The sequence below is a fragment of the Paraburkholderia aspalathi genome (assembly GCF_900116445.1).
Lineage (GTDB): Bacteria > Pseudomonadota > Gammaproteobacteria > Burkholderiales > Burkholderiaceae > Paraburkholderia > Paraburkholderia aspalathi.
On sequence record NZ_FPBH01000049.1, the window covers coordinates 24,150 to 46,840 of the forward strand.

Below are 22,691 nucleotides of genomic sequence, written 5' to 3' on the forward strand. Positions count from 1 at the left end.
AATGAGGATTGCCTCGTGAGCGATGTAACCGGCTCTGAATTGCGGGCGCTGATGGCGCGTGTGCCGTCGGTAGAAAAGGTGATGGCGTCGGCCGAGTTTGCGCCGTTGCTAACCGAGTTCGGCCGTACTCAGGTGTTGGGTGCTCTGCGTGACGCACTCGACGCCTGGCGCGTCAGCGCGCAGTCCGGCGATGCGTCGGTGAGCGCGCTCGATATCGCGCAACTACAGGTCACCGTCGAGGCCACGCTGCGCCGCCGCAACGCGGCCCGCTTGCGCAGCGTCTTCAATCTGACCGGCACCGTGCTGCATACCAATCTCGGCCGCGCATTGCTGCCCGACGAAGCGGTGCAAGCCGTCATGAAGGCGCTCACGCAACCGGCCAACCTCGAGTTCGATCTCGGCACCGGCAAGCGCGGTGATCGCGACGACCTGATCGACGAACTCATCTGCGAACTGACAGGGGCCGAAGCGGCTACCGTCGTCAACAATAATGCCGCGGCAGTGTTGCTTACGTTGTCCGCATTGGCGTCGAAGAAAGAAGTGATCGTGTCGCGTGGCGAGCTGGTTGAAATCGGCGGCGCGTTTCGCATTCCCGACATCATGAACCGTGCGGGCGCGAAGTTGCGCGAAGTCGGCACCACCAACCGTACGCATCTGAAGGACTACGACGAAGCGATCAGTCCGCAGACTGCGCTGTTGATGAAAGTCCACACGAGCAATTACGCGATCAGCGGATTCACCAAAGAGGTCGCGGTCGACGCCATCGCGCCGCTTGCCCACACGCGCGGTCTTGCCGTGGCGGTGGACCTCGGTAGCGGCACGCTGGTCGATCTGACGCAATGGGGCTTGCCGCGTGAGACGACCGTGCGCGAAACCATCGAAGCCGGTGCCGACCTCGTCACGTTCAGCGGTGACAAGCTGCTTGGCGGCCCACAGGCGGGGTTGATCGTCGGCCGGCGTGATCTGATTGCCAAGATCAAGAAGCATCCCCTCAAGCGCGCGCTGCGGGTCGGCAAACTGACGCTCGCGGCATTGGAGCCCGTGCTGCAGATGTATCGCGCGCCGGAAAAACTCGCTGAGCGGCTGACCACGCTGCGTTTGCTTACGCGACCGGGCGACGATATCCGGCTCACCGCGGAGCGGGTGCAGCCTGCGTTGCAGCGTGTGGCCGGCGATCGCTACGTCGTCGTGGCCGAGCCCATGTTCAGTCAGATAGGCAGCGGCGCATTGCCTGTCGATGTGCTGCCGAGCTACGGTCTTGTCGTCAGGACCGCCGACGGCAAGCGCAGCGGCCGTCAGTTGCTCGCGCTCGAGAAGCGCTTGCGTGAGATGGCGCGGCCGGTCATCGGCCGGATTGCAGACGATGCGTTGCGTCTCGATCTGCGCTGTCTCGAAGCCGCCGATGAAGCGCAGTTGATCGAGCAACTGAAGGACGTGCAGGCATGATCGTAGGTACGGCCGGGCATATCGACCACGGTAAAACGAGTCTGGTGAGAGCGTTGTCGGGCGTCGATACGGATCGACTCAAGGAAGAAAAGGCGCGCGGCATTTCGATCGAACTGGGCTATGCGTACGTGCCGCTCGACAACGGCGACGTGCTCGGCCTGATCGATGCGCCGGGTCACGAAAAGCTCGTCCATACGATGACCGCGGGCGCAAGCGGAATCGATTTCACGTTGCTCGTGATTGCTGCTGATGATGGCGTCATGCCGCAAACACGCGAACATCTGGCGATAGTCGAGCTACTCGGCATCAAGCGCGGCGCGATCGCGCTGACCAAGATAGATCGTGTTGATGCCGAGCGGTTGCAGCAAGTACATGACGAGGTGGCTGCGTTTCTGAGCGGCAGCGTGCTGCAGGACGCACCCGTGTTCGACACCTGCGCGACGCGTGAAGAGGATCCAGGCGTGGCCGCGTTGAAAGCGCATTTGCACGCCGCGGCAGTTGAGTGGCGCATGAGACGCGACGACGGTCTGTTCCGTCTCGCGGTCGACCGGGTCTTCACGCTCTCAGGCCAAGGCACGATCGTGACCGGGACCGTGGTGTCGGGACGCGTAGCGGTGGGCGACACGATGCTGCTCACGCCGAAAAATCAGCCGGTGCGCGTGCGCAGTATTCATGCGCAGAATCGTCCGGCCGAGACTGGAAGGGCCGGTGAGCGCTGCGCGTTGAATCTCGCGGGCATCGAGAAGAGCGCAATCGATCGTGGCGACTGGATTGTCGATCCACGTTTGTCAGAAGCCTCGGAGCGCATCGACGTCATGCTGACGCTGCTCGCCGACGCACCGTTGACGCTGGAGCATTGGGCGCCGTTGCATGTGCACCTCGGCACACAGCATCAAGTGGCGCATGTCGCGTTGCTCGATGGCGAGACGCTTTGCGCAGGTCAGCGGGCGCGCGTGCAACTCGTGTTCGAACGGCCGGTGTGCGCCCTTCCTGGCGACCGCTTTGTCGTGCGCAATGCCCAGGCTAATCGCACGGTTGGCGGCGGTCATGTGCTCGATCCGTTTGCGCCTTCGCGCAAACGTCGCTCGGCTGAGCGGCTGGCGTGGCTCGATGCGATTCAGGTCATGCTCGACACCGGCGCGCTGGATTCGCTTCTGGCAAGGGCGCCGCATGGATTGTCCCGTTCGTTGCTGGAACGACTGACGGGTATGCCGGCGGCCGTGCTCGCGTTGCCATCTGACGCACGTGTGGTGGAACTCCCCGGCGGTAATGACGCGTTGTTGATCGCTGATGCGTCATGGCGTGCCTTGAATGCGCGCCTTATTGCGGCGCTAAGGCAATACCACGAGCGCTCGCCAGACGAACTCGGCCCGGATGTATCGCGCTTACGGCGGATCGCAGCGCCGCTCGTCGACGACGCATTGTGGCGCGCACTAGTCGACGATTCAGCGGCGCGCGGCGAGATCGTCAGACGTGGGCCTTGGTTGCATTTGCCGGACCACGCGGTGACGCTCGACGACGCCGATCGCGCACTCGCTTCGGCGCTGCTGCCGGCGCTAAAAGACGGACGTTTCGATCCGCCTTGGGTGCGTGATCTGGCAAATGCACACGGCGTATCCGAAGACCGCGTGCGGCAGTTACTGCGCAAACTTGCGCGACAGGGCGAGCTTTTTCAGGTTGTGCGAGACCTCTTCTATCACCACGAGGTAATTCGCGAACTGGCTTTGATTGCGGGTTCCGAAGCGCAAAAGAATGCGGGTACGGTAGCGGCCGCGCCGTTTCGCGATGTCACTGGGCTCGGGCGAAAACGCGCGATCCAGCTTTTGGAATTCTTCGACCGGGTTGGATATACTCGCTTCCACCGTGGCCTACATCTGATGCGCACGGATAGTCGTTGGCTCGAACTGAATTGATTCAGTGTTTGAGTTGCAGGGCGTGGTTCAGGTAGTTCAATTTGTTCAATCACCGTAGGAAGGCATTCGCATCCGGTGGTGCGGCTGGACTTCAAATCCAGTTGAGGGCGTCAGACGCTCTCAGGTCGGTTCGACTCCGGCTGCCTTCCGCCCGGCATGGCTTCCCGGGCATTCCGATATCTTCCATAAACGTCTCGTAGATCGCTGATTTAAAAGCGATTTATGGGTAACGACGTGCTTGCTGCTTCCACTACGATCCGGCACAATTTACCCACGAAGTATGGGTAGGAAGATGGGTAAGTGGGTAGGAGGGAACCATGTCAGGACGACAGTTACACCGGCTCAGTGCGCTGCGGATTGCAAAGGAGGTGGCTCCTGGCCACTACGCCGACGGCGGTGGTCTCTACATGCAGATCGCGGACAGTGGTGCACGTTCGTGGGTGTTTCGCTTCAAGCTCAATGGGCGTGTTCGGGAGATGGGCCTCGGTCCGGTTTCGCGAGTCTCGCTTGCCGAGGCTCGGAAACTGGCTACCGGTTATCGTGAGATGGTCAGGGACCAGATCGATCCTATCCTTGCGCGACGCGAGGAGCAGCGTCGACAGTTGCTTAATATCTCGTCGGATGCCAACGTGACGTTTCGTGAGGCAGCCGAAGCGTACATCCGCGCGCGGGAACCTGAGTGGCGAAATCACAAACATGTCCAGCAGTGGGGCAACACGCTGAAGACATACGCCTATCCGGTGATCGGCGACGTCCGGGTGCGCGACATCGACACCGCGATGATCATGCGAATTCTCCAACCGATCTGGACGAAAAAGGCGGAGACAGCACGCCGCGTGCGTGGTCGCATCAAGGCGATCCTCGACGCGGAGGCGGTGCTGGGTCACCGCACTGGAGGCAACCCGGCACGTTACGTTGACCATCTGCAAATTGTGTTGCCGCGGTCAAAGAAACGTTCGCAGGTCAGACACCATCCCGCGTTGCCCTGGGAAGAACTTCCGGCGTTCATCCGCGAGCTGGAGCAACGTCCCCGGCGTGCGGCACGGATACTGCACCTTCTGATCCTCACGGCGACCCGCACGAACGAGGTGCGGTATGCGCGGCCGGAGGAGTTCGATCTGGACAATCGTGTGTGGTCAATTCCCGGCGACCGTACAAAAAGTGGCCGGCCGTTGCGCGTGCCGCTTTGTGAGCGGGCCGTCGACATCGTGCGCTGCGCGCTGCCCAAGGCAAAATACGGGTATCTGTTCCCGGGTTGCAAGGAAGGAAGTCCATTGTCGAACATGGCGATGCTGATTCTTCTGAAACGCATGGCACGGCACGGGATCACCGTGCATGGTTTCCGGTCGACGTTCCGCGACTGGGTGGCTGAATGCACGGAATACCCGGATTCGCTCGCTGAAGAGGCACTTGCTCACGTTATCGTTTCGCAGACAGTGGCGGCCTACCGGCGTCGCGACCAGCTTGAGCGTCGGCGCGTGATGATGGAAGATTGGGGAAGGTATTGCGCTAAGGAGCACGAAAAGATTGCGCCAATGGCTTCGGCTGTACCTCAAGCGTTCGCTGCATAATTGTTTTTTGAGGGCGCGGAAAATCGCCCGAAATGGGGGCGACATCGATTGGTTCACTTGCGCGAACCATTGCGATATGTTGCTGTCGATGCAGGATTGACACGTCGCAAAACCGAGGGCGGTCATGACGGATCGGCTGGTGTTTGTTCAACTCGAAGCAGTATCGTTCCTTGCGTGTTCTTGAAGCTCACGTCCCTTCTGCAAAAGGGCCGAATTTCGGTAAGGCGGCCGCCACATGACCAGTCAATAATTATCGCAACGGCCGACTCACCATCCGCGACAGAGCATTTAACGTCCGCAATTCTATGCGAGCGGTCTTCTACGCGACAATGTCCCGGCCGGCCGTAGTAGGGCGCGCTCGCCCTCCGCACGTCGCAGCCGACAGAGAGCTATTCGAAGGCCAATAATATGTTTCTCGATGTTCGCGTTGATCTCATCTATGACATTGCCGAAATGCGTAACAGCATCCCGGTCTACGCGAGAGGGTCCGTCGGCAAGTATAAGGTTGCGGAGACCGCGACCATGCTTATCTGATAGAAGTGCGTTGTACATGGCGCCCAGAACCGGCGGTAGCCTATCCTGCCATCCCTCGTTTTAATGTTCTTGAATTTGCCGTTCGCAAATCCCGTGAGCGAGGTTGACCGTGGCTGCGCACATAGATGAACTCCTACCGCAAGAAGACGTGTTTGCTTGCACAAGAAAATGAAACACCGTGTGCGGCAAGCTGAACCATCATGATAGAAAAGAACGGCGTATCGCGCGGACAGGTCTTCGTGTCCAAGCAAATAGTTGACCTACCCGAAACGTAATGGTGGGCGTGCTGGTGCAACATACGGAAGCATGGCTACCGGACATCGCGCAGAAAGATTTACGAGACTGGACCGATTCCCCATGCGAGGGTGCCGCCGCTCACGCAAGTTGAGCGGGATGACTCCGGCAGGTCGAGCGATAAAAACTGAGCTGTCCGGCGACGTAGTATCAAATTTCGCAATTGTCTGGCGCAGCGTGAAGCTCGAGGGATTCGACATGCTGTCTGGTGCCAACGCAAAAACCGCCAATCACTCGACTGAAAATCTGACCTGGTCGTGACCTTCGTGTGAGAAAAATCATGCGCTTTGTCACCATGCCACGGCGCAAAGAAAGTTTTTTTTCCGGCAAATTCCTGATCGTTCCGACACGTTCCATCGCTTCGAGTACCGCCTGTTTGCAGGGGTTGACGTGCGTTATTCCTCTTAGCAAGATGGGATGACGGCAGCGTGCAGGAGTGAATCATGCCGATGGTGAAGAGCTTTACCCAGGCACAGTGGGACGCTGCCGCGCGCCGTCTTGATGCGCTGCCGGAGAAGCCCGCGCATGAGCATCGCGTCAATGTCCGCGATGCAATGAAATCCCTGCGGTCTCAAATCATTGGCGCACAGAAGAAGGGGTATACGCAGGAAGAAATCGTCCAGCAGATCGCGCAGGACGGCGTGGAAATCAGTGCAGCCACGTTGCGATATGCGATGCAGCGCGCAGTCAAGGAGGGCCGGTCTGCACCGACGGAAAGGCATGTCACAAAAAATAGTGATGCGGCATTGCCTCGCGTGAAGAAAGCCAGCCACGCGAGGTCATCGCATACAGGCAATGCACGCACCGAATCGCAAAAGAAAAGGGATGGGGGAATAACCCGGCCGGAATCCACGCCGGTAAAGGGCTTCCTCGGATTTCCGATCAGGCCGGATACCGAAAACTTGTAGAGGTATGAAATGGCAACGGAAAACCACCCCATCTATATGGTCGGCGGCAGCAAGGGCGGTGTCGGCAAGAGCTTCGTCACGTTGGCGCTGGTCGATTATCTTCGTCGTTCGGACGTTCACGTCGTACTGGTGGAGACGGATACGTCCAATCCCGATGTCATGAAGGCTGTCCATGACGAGGTCGAATGCGCGTCATGCGATCTGGACGAGGCGGGGGGCTGGATAGATTTCGTCAATTTTTGCGATGCGCATCGTGATGCGACGGTCATCGTTAACACGGCGGCACGTAGTCAGACAGGTGTTGCGCAATACGGCGGAACACTTGCCGATACGCTGGACGAGCTGGCGCGGCGCCTCGTTGTGCTGTGGGTCATCAACCGGCAGCGTGACAGTCTCGAACTGTTGATGGAATTTGGCGAGAAGTTTCCACATGCGCTTACGCACGTTGTGCGCAATGGCTACTTCGGTACACCGGACAAGTTCACGCTGTACCGAGAGTCGAAACTTCGCAAGACTGTCGAGGCGCAAGGCCAGTCACTGGATTTTCCCGATCTTGCAGATCGGGTCGCCGACGAACTTCGCAGTCAGCGTCTGTCGATCCGCAGGGCGGCTGAGACGATGCACATCGGCGAGAGGGCGGAACTGCTGCGCTGGCGCGCCCTGTATAGCGACATGTTCGCGCGTGTGACGTCCGATGCGTAACCGGCGGGCGAAGTCGCCTGATGCACTCGCCCGGCTATTTCTCGATGTCGCGGGCGAAGTGCCCGATGATACGAGCTTGCTGCGCATGCGCCGGATATCCGGGGCGCTGAACCTGCGCGACAACGATGCACTATGGTCGATGATCGCTGTGCTCGAATACTACGCGCGGCTTTACGAAGCGATGCCGGATCGTATCCGCAAGGCTGGAGATGGTGGGTTCGATGCCGTGCGTCGGGAGACGGAGGAAGCAGCCGATACCCTGATGCGCCAGCATCGTGACGCGCTCGCGCGCTGCAAGGCCACGATCCAGTTGGCCGAGAGCCTGATTCGGGAACACGAAGGGAGGTATCAGGTTGCACTGGCAGAACTCAACGCGGCATCGATAACCTCGCTCGCTGAACGGACGGCGAACCGGGTTGCGAACGTGGCAGGTAACAGACTTGTCGGTGCGGCAGCGTTGGCGGCGCGGGAACACCGAGCGCGGCTGGATGAGGCAGCGAATCTTTTTGAACGGACGACAGAGGCTGCGGCCAGACAGGTGCAGGTGAGTATCGAAATATCCGGGCGGCGTCTGATACGTAGACTAGGTTATCTGTTGTCTGTCGCGGTTGGTCTGTTTGCGCTGCTGGGTGCTGTTGCATTCTGGGCAGGTGAGCGGTCGTATGCTCGCCATCGCTGTCGGCAAATCGAGCAATGATGGATGCCATTTCCTGGCTGCGAGAATTCTGGATGGTTGCCATTGAGGTGTTTGCCCAGCAAGCATGTAGGGTATGGAAATCATATACAACTCTGCCATGAACCGAAGCCTGTTCCGCAGCAATTTGCAGGATCGTAGACGAATTTTGCAGGATCGGGATAACGTTGAAGGAGTGCTTCATCGCATAGTGTGGACCACGGGTAGACCTCCCGAAGTCAATCGCAATAGGAGCATTCAATGACGGAATCATCCCCAAAAATATCGAGCAAAGTCGCCCTGATCACCGGTGCCAGCAGTGGCATCGGCGAGGCCACTGCCCGTCATCTGGCGGCGAACGGCTATCCGGTTGTTCTTGGTGCCCGGCGCACGGACAGGATCACCTCGCTTGCGCGGCAGATCCAGGAAGCCGGCGGCCAGGCGTTCTTCCAGGAGCTGGACGTAACGGATCTCGGCAGCGTTCAGTCGTTCGTCGCATCCGCTGAGGAGCACTACGGCCGTGTCGACGTATTAATCAACAACGCTGGTGTGATGCCCCTCTCGTTGATGGAAGACCTGCGGATTGACGAATGGAATCAGATGATCGACGTCAACCTCCGCGGCGTCCTTTACGGCATCGCATGCGGTCATGCCGATCATGCGCAAACAAGGCGCTGGACATATCATCAACGTGGCGTCGGTATCTGCTCACCGGGTAGATCCCACCGCCGCCGTCTATTGCGCAACCAAGTTCGCGGTGCGGGCACTGTCCGAGGGACTTCGGCAAGAAAGCAGGAATTTGCGTGTGACAGTTGTCAGCCCTGGCCTCACACGCAGTGAGCTGGCAGATGGGATCGGCGATGCACAAGTGAGGGCCGGTGTTCGCGCGATGATGGATCAGGCCTCTATTCCCGCATCGGCGATTGCAGAGGCGATCGGCTATGCGATCAGCCAGCCCGAGAACGTCGACGTCAACGAAATAATTGTTCGCCCTACGGCGCAGGGATGATCGACGTGATGAAACCTCAAAAAGACCAGGCGATAGAAATCACGACCTTCAGACTTGCCAAGGGTCTTACCGTCAAAGATTTTATCGCTGCTAATGCCGACATCGATGAATGGCTAAATTGCCAGCCAGGTTTTCAATCACGGCGCATCGCCGAGCTAGACGATGGCTCCATCGTCGACATGCTGATTTGGGATTCGGTCGCGAATGGCACTGACGCGGCAGAGCGGATCATGCTTGAGATGGGCCATTCACCCGTACATGCGGTGGTTGACCAGCGGTCCGTGGTCTGGCGCATAGCGAAAGTACGGCGTCAAACGGACCGAGCGACGTAGACTGTTGATTTGCACCGAATTCTGACCCCCCGGGGGTGCGCCCATAACTGGGGTTTGTCAGTGCGCCTTGCGCGCATGCTGCATGAGGTGCAGGGTGTTCGCACCCTGCGCGGATAGAAGTTCGTTCGGGCACTGGCTCGAACGCTCGTTACACCCCGACCCTGGATCAGGATGGGAACGGCCATGTCGTGCTAACGCTTCACCCGCTCAGCACAACATACAGGTGCCGCGATGAAGTCCAAGCCCTTCACGTGATCAAAATGGCTTGACAAACAAGTCCCCATAGAAGCGGCCGTTCGGTATCATTCCCGACGCTGGTCTTCCGCGACGGCAGTCTTCGGTGCGTCGCCCAGGGCGCGATATCGCTCCGACAGCGCTTCGTATAACGCAGGGGCAAACAGCTTCGACACCTGGCTCGAGATCAGCGCAGTCGCCATCAGCGAGATGACAAGCGCATGGCCGTTGATCATTTCGATGACGATCACGAACGCGGTAATGGGGCTCTGTGTAACGGCTGCGAGATAACCAACCATGCCAAGCGCGATCAGCATCGGGAGTTGCATCTGGCCGAATATCAGATGCAGCGCATTGCCGATTCCCGCGCCGATGGCAAGCGACGGAGCAAACAGGCCGCCTGGCGCTCCCGGCAGATAAGATCCGACCATTGACGCCATCTTAAGCAGCGGATAGGTGACGCCGAGCTGCGTGCGTCCTTCGAGCATCGCACGCGCCTCAGCATAGCCGCTGCCGAACGTATGCCCACCCGACGCAACGCCGATCACGGCGATGATCAGGCCGCAGGCAGCGCCGAAGGCGACTGGCTGGCGGCCTCGCCAGCTCGTGATGGAAGCCGGCATCCAGCGGCGGGTATTCAGCAGCAGCCAGCAGAACAGCCCACCTGCGACTCCCGACACCGCGCCGATCAGCAGGACCGCGACCGCGAGCAGGTCTGGAAAATGGCCACCTACGTCGATCGTGCCGAAGTAGGTGTAGTTTCCCTGTAGCCCCAATGAAACGACGCCGGCGAAAATAATGGCGGTGATGAGCACACCACTCGTGCGTTGTTCGAGGCTGCGGGTCAACTCTTCAATGGCAAAAACGACTCCAGCAAGTGGTGCATTGAAGGCTGCCGACAAGCCGGCAGCGGCCCCCGCGAGCGCGAGCCTGCGCTCGAGCTCTGTACCGCGAATGGCCCGGAATCGCTGCGGGTAAAAACGCCGCAGGTTAAACATAAGGGCCGCGCCAACGTGAATGGTTGGGCCTTCGCGGCCGATCGTGAATCCACCCAGTATTGACAGAAATGATACGAGTATCTTGCCGACCAGAATCCTGATGCTGAGAAGCCGGGGGGCAAGAGTGCCGTCGTCATGGAGTGTCGCTATTACCTGCGGAATGCCGCTGCCTTCCGCCCCGGGGAAAAAGCGTCGGGTCAGCCAGACGCCAGCCGCGCCAATGACGGGCGTAACCGGCAACGGAAGCCACCAGTAGCGCGTCGCATACCGCAGGAAAGCGTTATACCCAATGTCGATCAGCTGTGCGTAGAGGACGGCGAGGAGGCCTGTCGCTATAGCGCCCAGCCAGAACACACCGTAGTGCAGCCATAGTCGTCGGCCACGCTGTATTGTACGTTTGTCGATAAGCCCTGAAATATGCATGCCGCCGCCGAAAACTGGTAAGTATAGTAGATATAGCACAATGTGCCATATTCGAGCGCAGGCCGCACATAACATTGAGGCGAATGTCCGTCAGCGCGAATCGATCTTTATGGGCGCCCGGGTTTTCTGCCAAGTGTCCAGCCGAAAGACTCGATCTCGGGTTTGTGCAGCGCTGCCAGTTTCAGCAGGGATCGTTCGCCCTTCGCCGTGAGATGGACCCGTACCTGACGCCGGTCCTCCTCTCCAGGTTTGCGAATCACGAGACCAGCGGCTTCGCAGCGCGAGACCAAGGCAGCGGTGCCGTTCGGCGCCGCCTGCAGCCGTTCGGCCAGTTCGCCCACCGTCGCCCACGATCTGCCGGGGAAACCTCTAACCTGCAGCATGAGTTGATACTGCAAAGGCGTGACCCCTGCGGCATGAGTTACCTCTTCGGAAAACCGCAGGAAGCGTCGCAGCCTGTAGCGGAACTCGGACATCGTCTCCAGATCTTCTTTACTCAGTGTTTCAGGCAAAGCACCTTTGCGCGAACTCATTTGTTCTCCGGGCTAACAATCGGGTTTGAGATATTGAGCGCGGCACATCTGTCGCCGTGCCGACCACAGATGTGTTCAGCCAAGGCGTCAACTCAGCTGAGATGAATCGATGCTCGTTTGGGATTTTAAAGTGGGTCAGGCAAAGATGCGAACTAGTCAGACAAGCAGGCTGGTGGTTACGCTTGAGCTGGCAGGAAATGCCTGTATCTGACTGGCGAAAGCTGGCGGCCTGCTGCGCTCGGTCTGTTGCACATTCCTGTTGTACTTGTGGTCGACACGCAAGCAGAGGTCGGAGCATCATCTTCGGTTGAGCTGAGTGCCGATGGCATCCGGTATTACCTGCGTCTCCTGGTCCGCGATATACCGGACAGTCCCACATGATGCGACATTAGACTTCAGGGCTACCATTCGCTGAATCTGAGCTGCCCTATTTGGGGTCGATGTTGCCCCTTACGACGACGAGCCCCGAAACGGCGGCGTTGTCACGGTAGCTGGTCGGGCTGGTAGCGTGATGCGATGAAGACAACCACGCCGCTGTACCATCGCCATCGATTCCCGGGCGCCGTCATCAGTTGCGCCGTTCGCTGGTATTGATATGACTTTGCGTGTCAATCGCGAAATTGGTTTCCAGGTTGCATTGACGCATGAATTTCCTGAGGGCGGCGCAGCAGTAAGTCTCGACGGTGGATCACACTGACATCCGCGGGTTGGATACCGCATTACAGAGGTCCGCCTCATGAGCCTGCCGCTAACTTCCGCCGCAAGTTGGTGATGCCCGTTGCGTAATACCATCGCGGGTTGCTCGGATGCCGGGCTGCGCCGCCTTCAGGAAACTCCTTCCGTTGTTCGGGAAATCACACACAGGCCGCGGGCGGTTTGCTGCGAGGTATTGCAAGCGCCATGGCCAGTCGACTGATGTCCCAGATGAACGCCGCCAGTTCGCGGGCAATAGCCACGACCGTGATGTTGATGGGCTTGCCTCGCGCGGTCAGCCGGCGGAATCGTCGGCACAGCCGCACCTGGGCGTCCCAGGCGCGGTCGATGATGGCCTTGGGCAGACCTTCGAGACGGGCCTGGATTTCCGGACTGACGCGGGCAGGATGGCGGTAACTCCAGGCCGCTTCGACCAGCAGTCTTCGGGCGTAGCTGTTGCCGGTTTTGGTAATGCTGCCCTGGCGGCGTTTGCCTCCCGATGAATGCTCGGATGGCGTTACGCCGAGCCAGGCCATCAGCTGACGCGGGTGTTCGAAGCGGGACAGGTCGCCCACTTCTGAAATCATCCCGACGGCGGTAACGAACTGGACGCCCCGCATGGCCTGCAGGGCCAGCACTACCGGATAGAAGCGCCAGGAGATCACCGCTTCGCGTAGGGCTGTTTCGAGACGGGCGCACTGCGCAAGCCGGTCCTCGATCGTGCGCCGGTGTTCGTCAAAGGCAAGGTGCTGCCAGGCGCTGGGAAACGAACAGCGGCCCAGCCAGCGACGGTGCGCCTCGCCCCAGTTTGCGCTACCGGTATAACGGACGCCATGCGCGAGCAGGAACGACTTCAGTCGATGCCGTGCACGTCGCAGATCCTCGCGGGCAGCCGCCCACGCGCGGGCGAGATCTCGGAATGCCTCGTCTTCAATGCCGGGCACGTACACGGCCGACAGGTCGTCGGCGCACAGCGAGCGCGCCAGCTTGATGGCATCACGCCGGTCGGTCTTTACGCGCTCGCCCGGCTTGCGCGGGATCAGTGAAGGTGCGCAGACCATGCAGTCGAAGCCCTTCTGGACGAGCTGACGGTACAGCCCGTAACCACATGGACCTGCCTCGTACACGACGCGCACGTGCGGCGCCTTGGATTGCAGGCGTGTGCACAGGCGATCGATGTCGGCCCCGGTTGTACCGGTCTTGCCCAGCAGCTCGATCTCGCCCGCGTCGATCGCGTAGGCGACCGTGATCGAGTCCTTGTGAAGATCCAGTCCAACGTACACCGTGCTATCGTTTCGCATGCTGGCCTCCGTGGAGGAAATCGCCGGGGCATGGCCCAGTCCACGCCCGTGCGGCTCTGACAGCAATGCTAACCCGCGTTCAGTTTCCCCACGGCGGGCCAGCCCTTGCCTCACGCAAAGTCATATCAGTACCACCGCACCGCATGGCTGATGAACGTCGCCGGGAACCGGTGGCCGTGATAAAGCGATTTAGTTTTCGTGATCGCTTCATGTTACGCAAACACCCCGCCAACGTGACAGCGCCCAATAAGCGCGTCGCGAGACGTCAGCGAGTTGACAGCATGCACGAGTCGGACACACATAAAGAATTCTTTACTCTTTCCCCGCGTGCTACCTAGACGGTCTGGCCAGCCCCCCAATTGTTCACGAAATTTGACACTTCTAGACTCCGCAGCATGAGTACCTTACCAGGGTACATCCCCATGTTCGCCATCACGAGTGCCGTCCGACCAGCATCCGCGTCCAAATTCGACCCGCCTCTGCCTTGAGACTCCAAGGCGGACCGTTACCTTCACATGTAGCCGCCCAGAATCCCTCCTAATTCACCGGAAGCCGCAATGACCCACCCGAAAATCGATGTACAGGACGATATATTTCGTATGCCTAAGTATATTAAAATATCTCGTGTAAGGAAAGTAAGCAAACTCAAGACTTCCGTGGTCGTAGCAGGTATGTTGCTGGCCTCGTCCCTTTGTGCCGCAGCCACCGACGCAACATCGCTTTCCGGCACAGGCAATCCGAAGGTCGACGCATTGCTCCAGCAGATGACGCTGGGCGAGAAGATTGCCATGATTCGCGGTATCGCAGAGCCGGCGGCAACGAACCAGGGACAGGCCGGCTATCTGCAGGGCGTGCCGCGCCTCGGCATTCCACCGCTGCGTCTCGCCGACGGCCCCCCGGGCATCCTGACCCGAACTCCCTCTCCCGCGCTGACCGCGACCATGGGCCTGGCGGCCACCTTCAGCAAAAGCGACGCTCGTAAAAATGGCGAGGTCATCGCGCAGGAAGCGAGGCGCCTCGGCATCGACGTGGTACTCGAACCGTTCGTCAATATCGACCGCGACGTGACGTTCCGGCGCGGCTACAACACCTACGGTGAGGATCCCGTCCTCACCGGTGCGATCGGCGCCGCACAAATCAACGGGACCCAGGACCGGGGCGTAATGGCTCAGGCGAAGCACTTTGTCGGCTTCGACACCAACGCACACGACGTGACCATCGGCGCACAGGCGCTGCACGAGGTCTATCTAGCCCCGTTTGCCGACGCCATCAAGGTTGGCGTCTCGTCGATCATGTGTTCCTACAACAAGATCAATGGCGCGTTTGCATGCGGCAACAACGCGGTGCTTAACAAGGTGCTAAAGCAGGAAATGGGCTTCAAAGGCTTCGTCACCTCCGATTGGGGCGCCGTGCACGGCAACGACTACCTGAAAAACGGCCTCGACATGGAGATGCCCGGTATCGTGCCCGCGTCGAGCCCATTCGCCGGCATGATGAACTCCTACTTCGACATCGCCAGTGGAAAACAGGCCGCGATGGACCCGAAGTTCGGCGTGCTGGCAGCGCTGTTCGAAGGAAGCATCCCGGAGGAACCGAAGCACCCTCCCGTGAAGTGGGCGGCCGAGTTCCCGGCTGATCCTGATCCGCAGAACCTCTGGAACGCGATGAACGACGGCACGGCCGACGAGGCGATGATCACGCGGGCGGCGGGGCGCGTGCTGAACCAGATGGATCGGTTCGGCTACCTCGATGGCGTGCACGCCAGAGCGCGCGATAACGCGCAGAAAGCCGCGGATCTGCGAGTCAATGCTGTCATTCAGAAAACGAGCGAGGATTCCGCGGTACTGCTGCGCAACGAGAACGGCGCATTGCCGCTGAAGGGAAGCGACCTGCAATCGCTCGCGCTGATCGGCCCGGGCGCGGGACAGGTCGTCGCGATCGGCAAGGCGGGCGAGCGTTCGGTCGGCATTTCTGCGAATCAGGTCGGCCCGCTTGACGCGATCAGGAAACTGGCGGCGAATGTGCCCGGCACGAACATCACGTATGCCGTCGACGATGACATGACGGGCTCGCCTATCCCCGCCTCCCTCCTGTCTCACAACGGCAAGCCGGGCCTCGCTCGCACGGTCGCCGACAATACTGGCACAACGATCGACCCGTCCATCGACTTCACCACCCGGGGCGGCAATGCGTTGCCTGCAAACGGCAACGTCACCTGGAAGGGCACGCTTACGGTGCCTTCGGCAGGTTCGTACTGGCTCTACCTGCAGATACTCGGCGCACGCGGCACGTTGTTCGTCGACGGCAAGCGCGTCTCCGGCACCGGCTCAATGACAGGCGCACTGCATGGCGACACCGTGCATGCCAACCTCGACAGCCTTCTGCCGACTACCGATGGTCTGGACAACGTGCGTTCAGCCGTTGACCTCACCGCAGGCACACATGAAATCGCTGTGTCGATATCCGGGGACACGTCCAACCAGCCTCAACAGGTCCGGCTTAACTGGGTGACACCGGAGGTACGCGAGGCCAATCACGCAGCGGCGATCGCGGCGGCGAAACAGGCAAAGACTGCCGTGGTGTTCCTCTGGAGCCGGGGCGCTCCTGCATTCGGGCTGCCGGCCGACCAGGACAAGCTCGTCGACGACGTGGCTGCCGTGAACCCAAACACGATCGTCGTGCTCAACACCAGCCAGCCGATCGCAATGCCGTGGCTGGACAAGACGCGCGCCGTGGTCGAGATGTGGTGGTCGGGTGACCTTGGTGGCGTGGCGACGGCGAATGTGCTGCTCGGCAAGCGCAGCCCGGCGGGCCGTCTGCCATTCACCTGGGCCAACCACCTCGAGGACTATGCCGCCACAGACCCGGCCCATCCTGAACGCTCTGGACAGGGTGTGAACGGCAAGACCGTGTTCTCCGAAGGCGTCGATGTGGGCTATCGCTGGTTCGACAGGCAAAAGACCAAGCCCCTGTATGCATTCGGCTACGGGCTTTCCTACACCAGTTTCAAATATTCGTCGCTCACCGTCCGCAATGTGAAGGACGGGGGAATCGATATCGGCGTCGACATCCGCAACACCGGCCCGGTGGCGGGCGATGAAGTACCGCAGGTCTATCTCGGCGCGCCGCAAGAGGCACCCGAGGGCGCCCAGTTCCCGGTCCGTGCGCTGGTGGCTTTCGATCGCATCACCCTGAAGCCTGGCGAACACAAGCGGGTTGTGCTGCACGTTGCTCCGCGACGGCTGCAGTACTGGTCCACGAAGCAGGATGGCTGGGTGACCATGCGTGATGGACGTCAGGTGTTCGTTGGGGCTTCGTCCCGCGATCTGCGATTGAGCGCACCGCTACCGCGCGGCTGATTCGGACGATAGCTACTCAAGAGATGACCATGCGTAAAGCAAGATTCCTCGCAATACAGTGCATCACGGCCGCGGCCGGCACAATCGCCAGCATCTCCGCCCATGCACAAAGCAGCGTCCTGCTCTATGGCCGGATCGATAGCGGCATCGAGTATATGTCAGGCATCCCGACGGCGACCGGCGGCACCACATCACGCGTGCGCGCCGAGAGCGGCAACTGGAGCGGAAGCTATTTCGCCATGATCGGCGCAGAAGACATCGGCGGCGGAACAAAGGCCACCTTCCATCTAGAAAGTGCGTTTCTTGCCAACACCGGACAGGGCTCGCCCGATGGGCTGTTCAACCGATGGGCCACCGTCGGGCTGAAGAACGATAACTACGGCGCGTTTCAGATTGGGCGCCAACTCTTTGTCGCCAACAACATCGTCAGCTTCGATCCATACCTGCTCGGGTCATGGGCATCGACCTCGCTAACGCGCGGCAGAAGCTGGATCAAGGCGAGCAACGCCGTGTCGTACCAGTCGCCGAAGATTGCGGGCATCGACGTATACGGGCAATATGCGCTGTCGAACGCGACCAACTGGAACGGCAACGGCACGACGTCCCAGGGCCGTATGGCCGGCCTGCAGGTTACGTATGCATCGGCGTGGGTGATGGTGCGGGGCATTTATGACGAAATTCGAGACCCGACGAACGGCAAGTTCGACAATATCTTCCAGTACTCGCGGGAATATTTCGTCGGCGCCAATCTGTACCTCGGTCAGTTCAAGCTGCAGGGCGCATTCCAGACCCTGCACGCAGACTCGGGCAGTACGACTACCCTTCGGCAGGAGTGGGGGGCGGTCAACTGGACTGCGCAACCCGACATTGACCTGAAGGCCGCTGTGTTCCATGTGAACGCCAACGGGGGCGGCGGCAACGCGACGATGTACACCGTGGGCGCCGCGTACTTCCTTTCAAAACGGACGCAACTGGATGTCCAGCTGGCAAGCGTGCGAAACAGTTCGACGGCAAACTTCAGCCTCGAAGCGAACTCGCCGACTAACCCCGATAACCCAGTACCAGGGCATACGCAGTCGGGTGCTTATGTGAGCATCCAGCATTCCTTCTAATAATCTATCGGCAGATTCTCTACTCTGAATTCGCGCCGCGCGCGCCGGCGCGAATGCTTATGCACGCTCATACCGAAGACGCAGGATGCTCGCAGAGTTGAATCGCGCGCATCCCGGCCTCGAGATATGGCTCGAGCTGATGAACCGCCGTGTTGATTTGCTCGCTGAGGGCTTTGATATTGACGTACGGATGGGTGAAGTTGTTGGTGTCCAATAATTCTGCTAGCCATGTTCACCGCGGCGTGCACTGGACAACTGTGCATCGTCTGCGCCGGAGATTCCTGGCAGACCCCGTCGCGAGCTCAGTCGCTCCGTATCGCCGAGGCCCGTCACCGGACGGCGGTCGGTTGGGCAATGACGTCGATAAAGTGATCGACGAAGTAGTGCATGTCTGGCTTCCGAAGCAACGACAACTCGCCCATCCTGCAACGGATCTTGTGCTGGAGGTTCGACGCAGATGTGCGCTCGCTGGTCTCCAACTGCCGAGCCGAACGACGATCGGACGGCGATGGGCGAAGCATCGTGAGTCGGACGCTTTAAAGCGCGCGGCGCTCCCCGACGCCCTGAAAGCGCCAGGGTCGCTTGTCGCCAAATATCCCCTGGAGATCGTCCAGGTCGATCACACACAAGCGGATGTGCTCCTGGTGAGCGAGTACGACAGACGTGTGATCGGCCGCCCTTGGCTGACCCTCGCTCTGGACGTTGCGACCAGGTGCGTGCTGAGTTTCTACGTGAGCATGGACCGTCCGGGGGCGGCAACTGTGGGTCTGCTAATGACCAGAGCAGCACTATGCAAGGCGCCATGGCTTGCGAAGATTGAGGTGGACGGGGATTGGCCGATGCGCGGAATTCCGCAAGTCCTGCATCTCGACAATGCTGCCGAGTTCAAAAGCAGGGCCCTTCGCAGCGGTTGCCGGGAATACGGCATCGACCTTATGTATCCAGTAGGGCGTCCTCATTTCGGTGGCCATATAGAGCGCCCGAACCGGACTCTAATGGAAAGGGTGCGGGGCCTGCCGGGGGCGACCGCATCGTCACCGAAAGGTCACAAGGCGCGACAGTCCGAAAAGACGGCCGCGTTGACCCTGCGGGAGTTTGAGCAGTGGCTCGCGATCGAGGTCGCGAGACGATACCATCACGCCGCACATCACGGGCTACTCGGCGCGACGCCAGCAGGCATGTGGCGAATGCAGGCGCGTAGTGCCGATTCACGACAATTGCCAGCAACTGGAGGCGCAGCGTTGCGGTTCCTGATTCGTTTCTTGCCTGCAGCGCAAAGGACAATACAGGCGTATGGACTGACGTTTTTCCATATTCGCTATTGGCATCCAATATTCGTTGCATGGCGCGAGGCCCGGCGCACGGTAACTGTTCGCTACCATCCGGAGGATCTCTCTCGCGTGTTCGTGACCGCAGGAACGCGTGACTACCTCGAAGTCCAATACGCAGATATGCGGCGCCCGGCGATTTCGCCTTTCGAACAGCGAACCGCGCTAAAGGCCATCCGGTCGGAAGGACAGCAATCCGTCTCTGAGGCGCTGATTTTCCGAACCGTAGAGGAGCAGCGACGCCTAATCGCTAATGCCAGACGGACGACGGTCAGTGCACGTCGGCGGTCACGTAGAAAGTATGTTCCGTTGGAGGAGGTGCTTGAGAGAGTCGTGCAATTCAGGAGCGAGACGTCGGAGCACGAGGTCGAGACGGTCGATTACGATGCACCCGTTCAGGCATTCGATGTCGAGCAATGGTGAGGTGAAAGATGGCACGCTCGCGCATTTGCTGCCAGCCGCCAGAAAGCAGGCCGAGTTGGGGAACGACGAACGCATTATTGGGCTTCTTCGCGATCGCTGGATAGACTACCCGCGCGCCACGCAAGCCTTGCAGCAACTTGAGCGTCTATACGAGACGCCTCGCCGAGACCGGATGCCGTGCCTCCTTTTGCATGGCGATTCAAATATTGGCAAGACAAAAATCACCGCCAAATTCCGGCGAGCGCATCCCAACGAGTTTGACGAACGAAGCGGGGTCGAACGTTGTTCGGTCGTTTCCATGCAGATGCCGCCGACTCCAGACCAGCACCGATTTTATTCGGGGCTTCTTTTCGAGCTAGGAGCTTCGCACAATGCTGCTGCCGGTCTGGCGTCCCTGGAACGCCTGGCTCGTGACACTCTGAGACGCATTCGGGCTACTTCGTCACACCGGGCGCGTCGGTCAAACCGGGCGCTTTGCAGAGCGCATCGTCGCCCGCCGAATCGACGCGCGTCGATATTAGCGACCTGGTTCGACATCCTGCTGCAAAAGCAGCGCGACAAAGCCGCTGCCAAACGCTTCTTCAAACGTGTGCTGCGTTCGAGCCCGTTGCCGAGCAAGATCGTCACCGATCAGTTGTGCAGCTATCCGGCGGCAAAAGCCCTGATCCCGGAACTTGCGAACGTGAAGCACGTGTTCGTCAAGGCTGCGGCCCGACTGAACAACCGCGCAGAGAACAGTCATCAACCGACGCGCGAACGCGAGCGTCGCATGCGAGGCTTTCGCGACCCGAAACGCACGCAGGCTTTCCTTTCGAGCTTCGGTCCGATCCGTCAGCACTTCGCACTGAAACGGCATCTACTGCGCGCTTCTCTCTATCGCAAACAACTCGCGGCGTGATTCGCTGCGTGGTGCAACATCACCGAAGTCGCTCAAAATCCGTCCTCCGCCTTCTGAGGACGCTCTTTTCCGTCGTCTTTTCTCCTCAGCCTCGACAAGTTGACAAAGCCGTCTCATTGCTCAGAATGACTCGCCCGAGATTTTAACTGTTCTGAAACGCATTAACGGTGCGCGGTGCACGATTCACGGCTTACCGCGTACGCAGCGAGATCAGTCGCATAGTTCGCTATGCCATCAAGGAATGGTACGCAAGGCAGCCCCGGCATGCGACCCGTCGGTCGATGTGGCGGACGCCGCTTGAGCAGGGCAGCGGGCTATCGGCGTGGCTGCGCTCTTCATCTCCACGTGCTGATGCCTCGCGCCTCCGCGATCGCTTTGTCGTCGTGACCAGATCACTACTGTTCGCGTGATTTTGCTCTGCCCGTGGTTTGCACAACGGGTGTGCGCCCCTCATCACGTTCCCGGCTCCATTGTTCAAGTAGCGTGCGCGTCTGTTCGCGTATAGTCGACTTGATCTGTTCGGTTTTCTCTGCATCGATCCTATTCCAGCCAAAGACCGTCAGCGTCGAGCGGTGCGCGACATGAAAAATCACCAGTTGCCCATGCAGGCTGAACGTGCGGATCAGCGTGACCGGATCATCGGCGGCGTGTCCAGAAATTCGCGCCACAAGCGCAGTGCTCGCATCATTTAGCGGCTCGCGGATCCGGCCGGTGAGAATCTGCGTTGCACTTTCGGGTTCGTGTCCGGCCTGCTCGCGCGCGAAAAAAAGCCGCCTGCCGGGAATGTTGGCTTTCGCGAGGACGGTGTCAGCGATTGCTTCCTGAATGCGCATGAAGGCATCAATCAACGCTGCGGCGTCGGCATTTTCACGGAGCGCTTCCTCCGCGTGCTTGACGACCGGCCCGAATGCCTTCCATGCATCGTCGGCGAGCGCTTCGAGGCACGCGCGATACACACCTTCCTTGTTCTCGAAGTAGTACTGCAGCGCGGGCGCGTTGACGCCGGCGCGAGCCGCGATGTCGCGCGTCGACGCGCCCCCAAACCCGTGTTCGACAAACAGTTCGATCGCCGCCTCGATGATCCGGTGGCGCGTCCGATCGCCGCGCGCGTAGCCGCCCTCTGGCGAACGGCGCAGTCTTCTTTCGGTGTTCATCCATGTGTCTCCATTTCATCCGCAGAAATAAATCGCCTGACACAATTGTAGCGTCTGGAATAATTGCACCAACCGGAAATAATTTGATCGATACGAGGTTGGCGACCGGAGGCTCTCCATCCCGCCCGATGCCCACCTGCATCATGCGTCAGGCGAACCGTGCAGATCGCACTTTGCATCGTCGTGCTGATTGCCGGACCGGTTGGCTCGTCCGCCGGTGGACCGTTGGGCGCTTCATCGAAAGCTGTTGATGTTCGTTACTGACCGTCATTTGCGCCTCAGCCTTCAGAGCCACAGGGTGAGCCTAGCCGGACGGCGATAGCTCATGAGTGGAATGGCAAGCGCAGGGTTTGCCAGGAAACGGAGTTGCCCGACGCGCCCTCATTACCGCCTCGGTTTGTGGCTCAAGCGCCCTTCGGCGAAGGATAAAAAGTGCACATTGCCGATTGCACTAACCCACGCATATATCCAGCGTGGTGCGACAGTCTTCTCAAGGTCTCAATCGGCGAGCATGACACGGTCGGTTGCGGGACGCGTGCGACGCAACGCGTATCGGTTTCGCGAGCAATCATGGAACCGACATAAGGGATCTTCGTGCATCGCTAATGCTTGCGGGCTGCCCTGAGGCAGGGGCAGCCCGGCACTGTGAGAATCGGCAACGCTGTGGTTTTTCTTCTCGATGTCCTAAAACCCATGTTGCCGAAGGGAGATGCGTCAGGCGGAGCTGCTGGCGCAGACACCGCGGGGCAGACGTCGCTGGGACTCTGCCAGGATTTCCTGCGCCTTCAGAATGACCGGCCGGTCGACCATGCGGCCGTCCACAGCAACGGCCGCGCCGTGGGATGCAGCGGCG

General features: G+C 59.9%; 15 protein-coding genes, 1 tRNA gene and 7 pseudogenes. 17 read left to right on the top strand and 6 right to left on the bottom strand.

Annotated features, from left to right (window positions below):
- Positions 1 to 15: 15 nt before the first annotated feature.
- The 10 genes and pseudogenes from selA to BM438_RS41340 all read left to right on the top strand — a co-directional run bounded on the left by selA (position 16) and on the right by BM438_RS41340 (position 9,382).
- Positions 16 to 1,446 carry an L-seryl-tRNA(Sec) selenium transferase gene (gene selA, locus BM438_RS41300; protein WP_208620768.1) on the top strand — a complete coding sequence of 477 codons (1,431 nt, stop codon included), beginning with the start codon at positions 16 to 18 and terminating at the stop codon, positions 1,444 to 1,446.
- Entirely contained in the window at positions 1,443 to 3,359 is a 1,917-nt protein-coding gene (gene selB, locus BM438_RS41305) for a selenocysteine-specific translation elongation factor (protein ID WP_093646704.1), read from the top strand. Before selA ends, selB begins: the two co-directional genes overlap by 4 nt.
- Positions 3,360 to 3,416: 57 nt before the next feature.
- Positions 3,417 to 3,509, top strand: a tRNA-Sec gene (locus BM438_RS41310).
- Between the two features lie 167 nt (positions 3,510 to 3,676).
- On the top strand, positions 3,677 to 4,930 hold the full coding sequence (locus tag BM438_RS41315) for a tyrosine-type recombinase/integrase (protein WP_093646706.1): 1,254 nt from the start codon (positions 3,677 to 3,679) through the stop codon (positions 4,928 to 4,930).
- 1,271 nt (positions 4,931 to 6,201) lie between these two features.
- Positions 6,202 to 6,666, top strand: a complete 465-nt coding sequence (locus tag BM438_RS41320) for a hypothetical protein (protein WP_093646709.1) — start codon at positions 6,202 to 6,204, stop codon at positions 6,664 to 6,666.
- A gap of 9 nt (positions 6,667 to 6,675) precedes the next feature.
- The gene (locus BM438_RS41325; RefSeq protein ID WP_093646711.1) at positions 6,676 to 7,368 is read left to right on the top strand and encodes a nucleotide-binding protein; all 693 of its coding nucleotides are present in this window, start codon (positions 6,676 to 6,678) and stop codon (positions 7,366 to 7,368) included.
- Positions 7,369 to 7,453: 85 nt separating this feature from the next.
- Complete coding sequence (locus tag BM438_RS41330; RefSeq protein WP_425270765.1) at positions 7,454 to 8,065, top strand: hypothetical protein; 612 nt, start codon at positions 7,454 to 7,456, stop codon at positions 8,063 to 8,065.
- Positions 8,066 to 8,302: 237 nt separating this feature from the next.
- Positions 8,303 to 8,608: pseudogene (locus tag BM438_RS47130) on the top strand (SDR family oxidoreductase); the annotation flags it as partial.
- Positions 8,609 to 8,699: 91 nt separating this feature from the next.
- Positions 8,700 to 8,924 (top strand): annotated as a pseudogene (locus BM438_RS47135) (SDR family oxidoreductase); the annotation flags it as partial.
- Positions 8,925 to 9,046: 122 nt separating this feature from the next.
- Entirely contained in the window at positions 9,047 to 9,382 is a 336-nt protein-coding gene (locus BM438_RS41340; protein WP_244179578.1) for a DNA recombination/repair protein RecA, read from the top strand.
- A 302-nt stretch (positions 9,383 to 9,684) separates the two neighbouring features.
- On the opposite strand, the gene BM438_RS41345 is transcribed toward BM438_RS41340, so the two are convergent.
- Together BM438_RS41345 and BM438_RS41350 are read right to left on the bottom strand one after the other, a co-directional pair.
- The gene (locus BM438_RS41345; RefSeq protein ID WP_093646716.1) at positions 9,685 to 11,037 is read right to left on the bottom strand and encodes a chloride channel protein; all 1,353 of its coding nucleotides are present in this window, start codon (positions 11,035 to 11,037) and stop codon (positions 9,685 to 9,687) included.
- A 107-nt stretch (positions 11,038 to 11,144) separates the two neighbouring features.
- Positions 11,145 to 11,570 carry a MarR family winged helix-turn-helix transcriptional regulator gene (locus BM438_RS41350; RefSeq protein ID WP_093646719.1) on the bottom strand — a complete coding sequence of 142 codons (426 nt, stop codon included), beginning with the start codon at positions 11,568 to 11,570 and terminating at the stop codon, positions 11,145 to 11,147.
- A 516-nt stretch (positions 11,571 to 12,086) separates the two neighbouring features.
- On the opposite strand from BM438_RS41350, the pseudogene BM438_RS47140 reads away from it, so the two are divergent.
- Positions 12,087 to 12,161, top strand: a pseudogene (locus BM438_RS47140) (IS6 family transposase); the annotation flags it as partial.
- A 263-nt stretch (positions 12,162 to 12,424) separates the two neighbouring features.
- Here BM438_RS47140 and BM438_RS41355 read toward each other — a convergent pair.
- Positions 12,425 to 13,564, bottom strand: coding sequence for an IS110 family RNA-guided transposase (locus BM438_RS41355; RefSeq protein ID WP_093646721.1), 1,140 nt, complete (start codon positions 13,562 to 13,564; stop codon positions 12,425 to 12,427).
- A 128-nt stretch (positions 13,565 to 13,692) separates the two neighbouring features.
- Positions 13,693 to 13,767: pseudogene (locus BM438_RS46515) on the bottom strand (IS6 family transposase); the annotation flags it as partial.
- Between the two features lie 468 nt (positions 13,768 to 14,235).
- On the opposite strand from BM438_RS46515, the gene BM438_RS41365 reads away from it, so the two are divergent.
- Positions 14,236 to 16,923, top strand: coding sequence for a glycoside hydrolase family 3 protein (locus tag BM438_RS41365; RefSeq protein ID WP_093646731.1), 2,688 nt, complete (start codon positions 14,236 to 14,238; stop codon positions 16,921 to 16,923).
- A gap of 29 nt (positions 16,924 to 16,952) precedes the next feature.
- Complete coding sequence (locus BM438_RS41370) at positions 16,953 to 18,035, top strand: porin (protein ID WP_093646734.1); 1,083 nt, start codon at positions 16,953 to 16,955, stop codon at positions 18,033 to 18,035.
- 67 nt (positions 18,036 to 18,102) lie between these two features.
- Here the strand turns inward: BM438_RS41370 and BM438_RS46880 are convergent, their stop codons facing one another.
- Positions 18,103 to 18,249 (bottom strand): hypothetical protein, encoded by a 147-nt coding sequence (locus BM438_RS46880; RefSeq protein WP_167378534.1) that lies wholly within the window; start codon positions 18,247 to 18,249, stop codon positions 18,103 to 18,105.
- Positions 18,250 to 18,382: 133 nt separating this feature from the next.
- Between BM438_RS46880 and BM438_RS41375 the strand changes: the two genes are divergently transcribed.
- From BM438_RS41375 to BM438_RS46525, 4 genes and pseudogenes are all read left to right on the top strand, one after another.
- Positions 18,383 to 19,786: a Mu transposase C-terminal domain-containing protein gene (locus BM438_RS41375; RefSeq protein ID WP_244179579.1), complete on the top strand. Its 1,404-nt coding sequence runs from the start codon at positions 18,383 to 18,385 to the stop codon at positions 19,784 to 19,786.
- Positions 19,770 to 20,207 (top strand): annotated as a pseudogene (locus tag BM438_RS47145) (TniB family NTP-binding protein); the annotation flags it as partial. The gene BM438_RS41375 and the pseudogene BM438_RS47145, both read left to right, overlap by 17 nt.
- A gap of 111 nt (positions 20,208 to 20,318) precedes the next feature.
- Positions 20,319 to 20,684: pseudogene (locus BM438_RS47150) on the top strand (DDE-type integrase/transposase/recombinase); the annotation flags it as partial.
- Between the two features lie 109 nt (positions 20,685 to 20,793).
- Positions 20,794 to 20,938: pseudogene (locus BM438_RS46525) on the top strand (phage integrase central domain-containing protein); the annotation flags it as partial.
- 141 nt (positions 20,939 to 21,079) lie between these two features.
- On the opposite strand, the gene BM438_RS41390 reads toward BM438_RS46525, so the two are convergent.
- The gene (locus BM438_RS41390; protein ID WP_093646724.1) at positions 21,080 to 21,838 is read right to left on the bottom strand and encodes a CerR family C-terminal domain-containing protein; all 759 of its coding nucleotides are present in this window, start codon (positions 21,836 to 21,838) and stop codon (positions 21,080 to 21,082) included.
- Positions 21,839 to 22,691 lie beyond the last annotated feature (853 nt).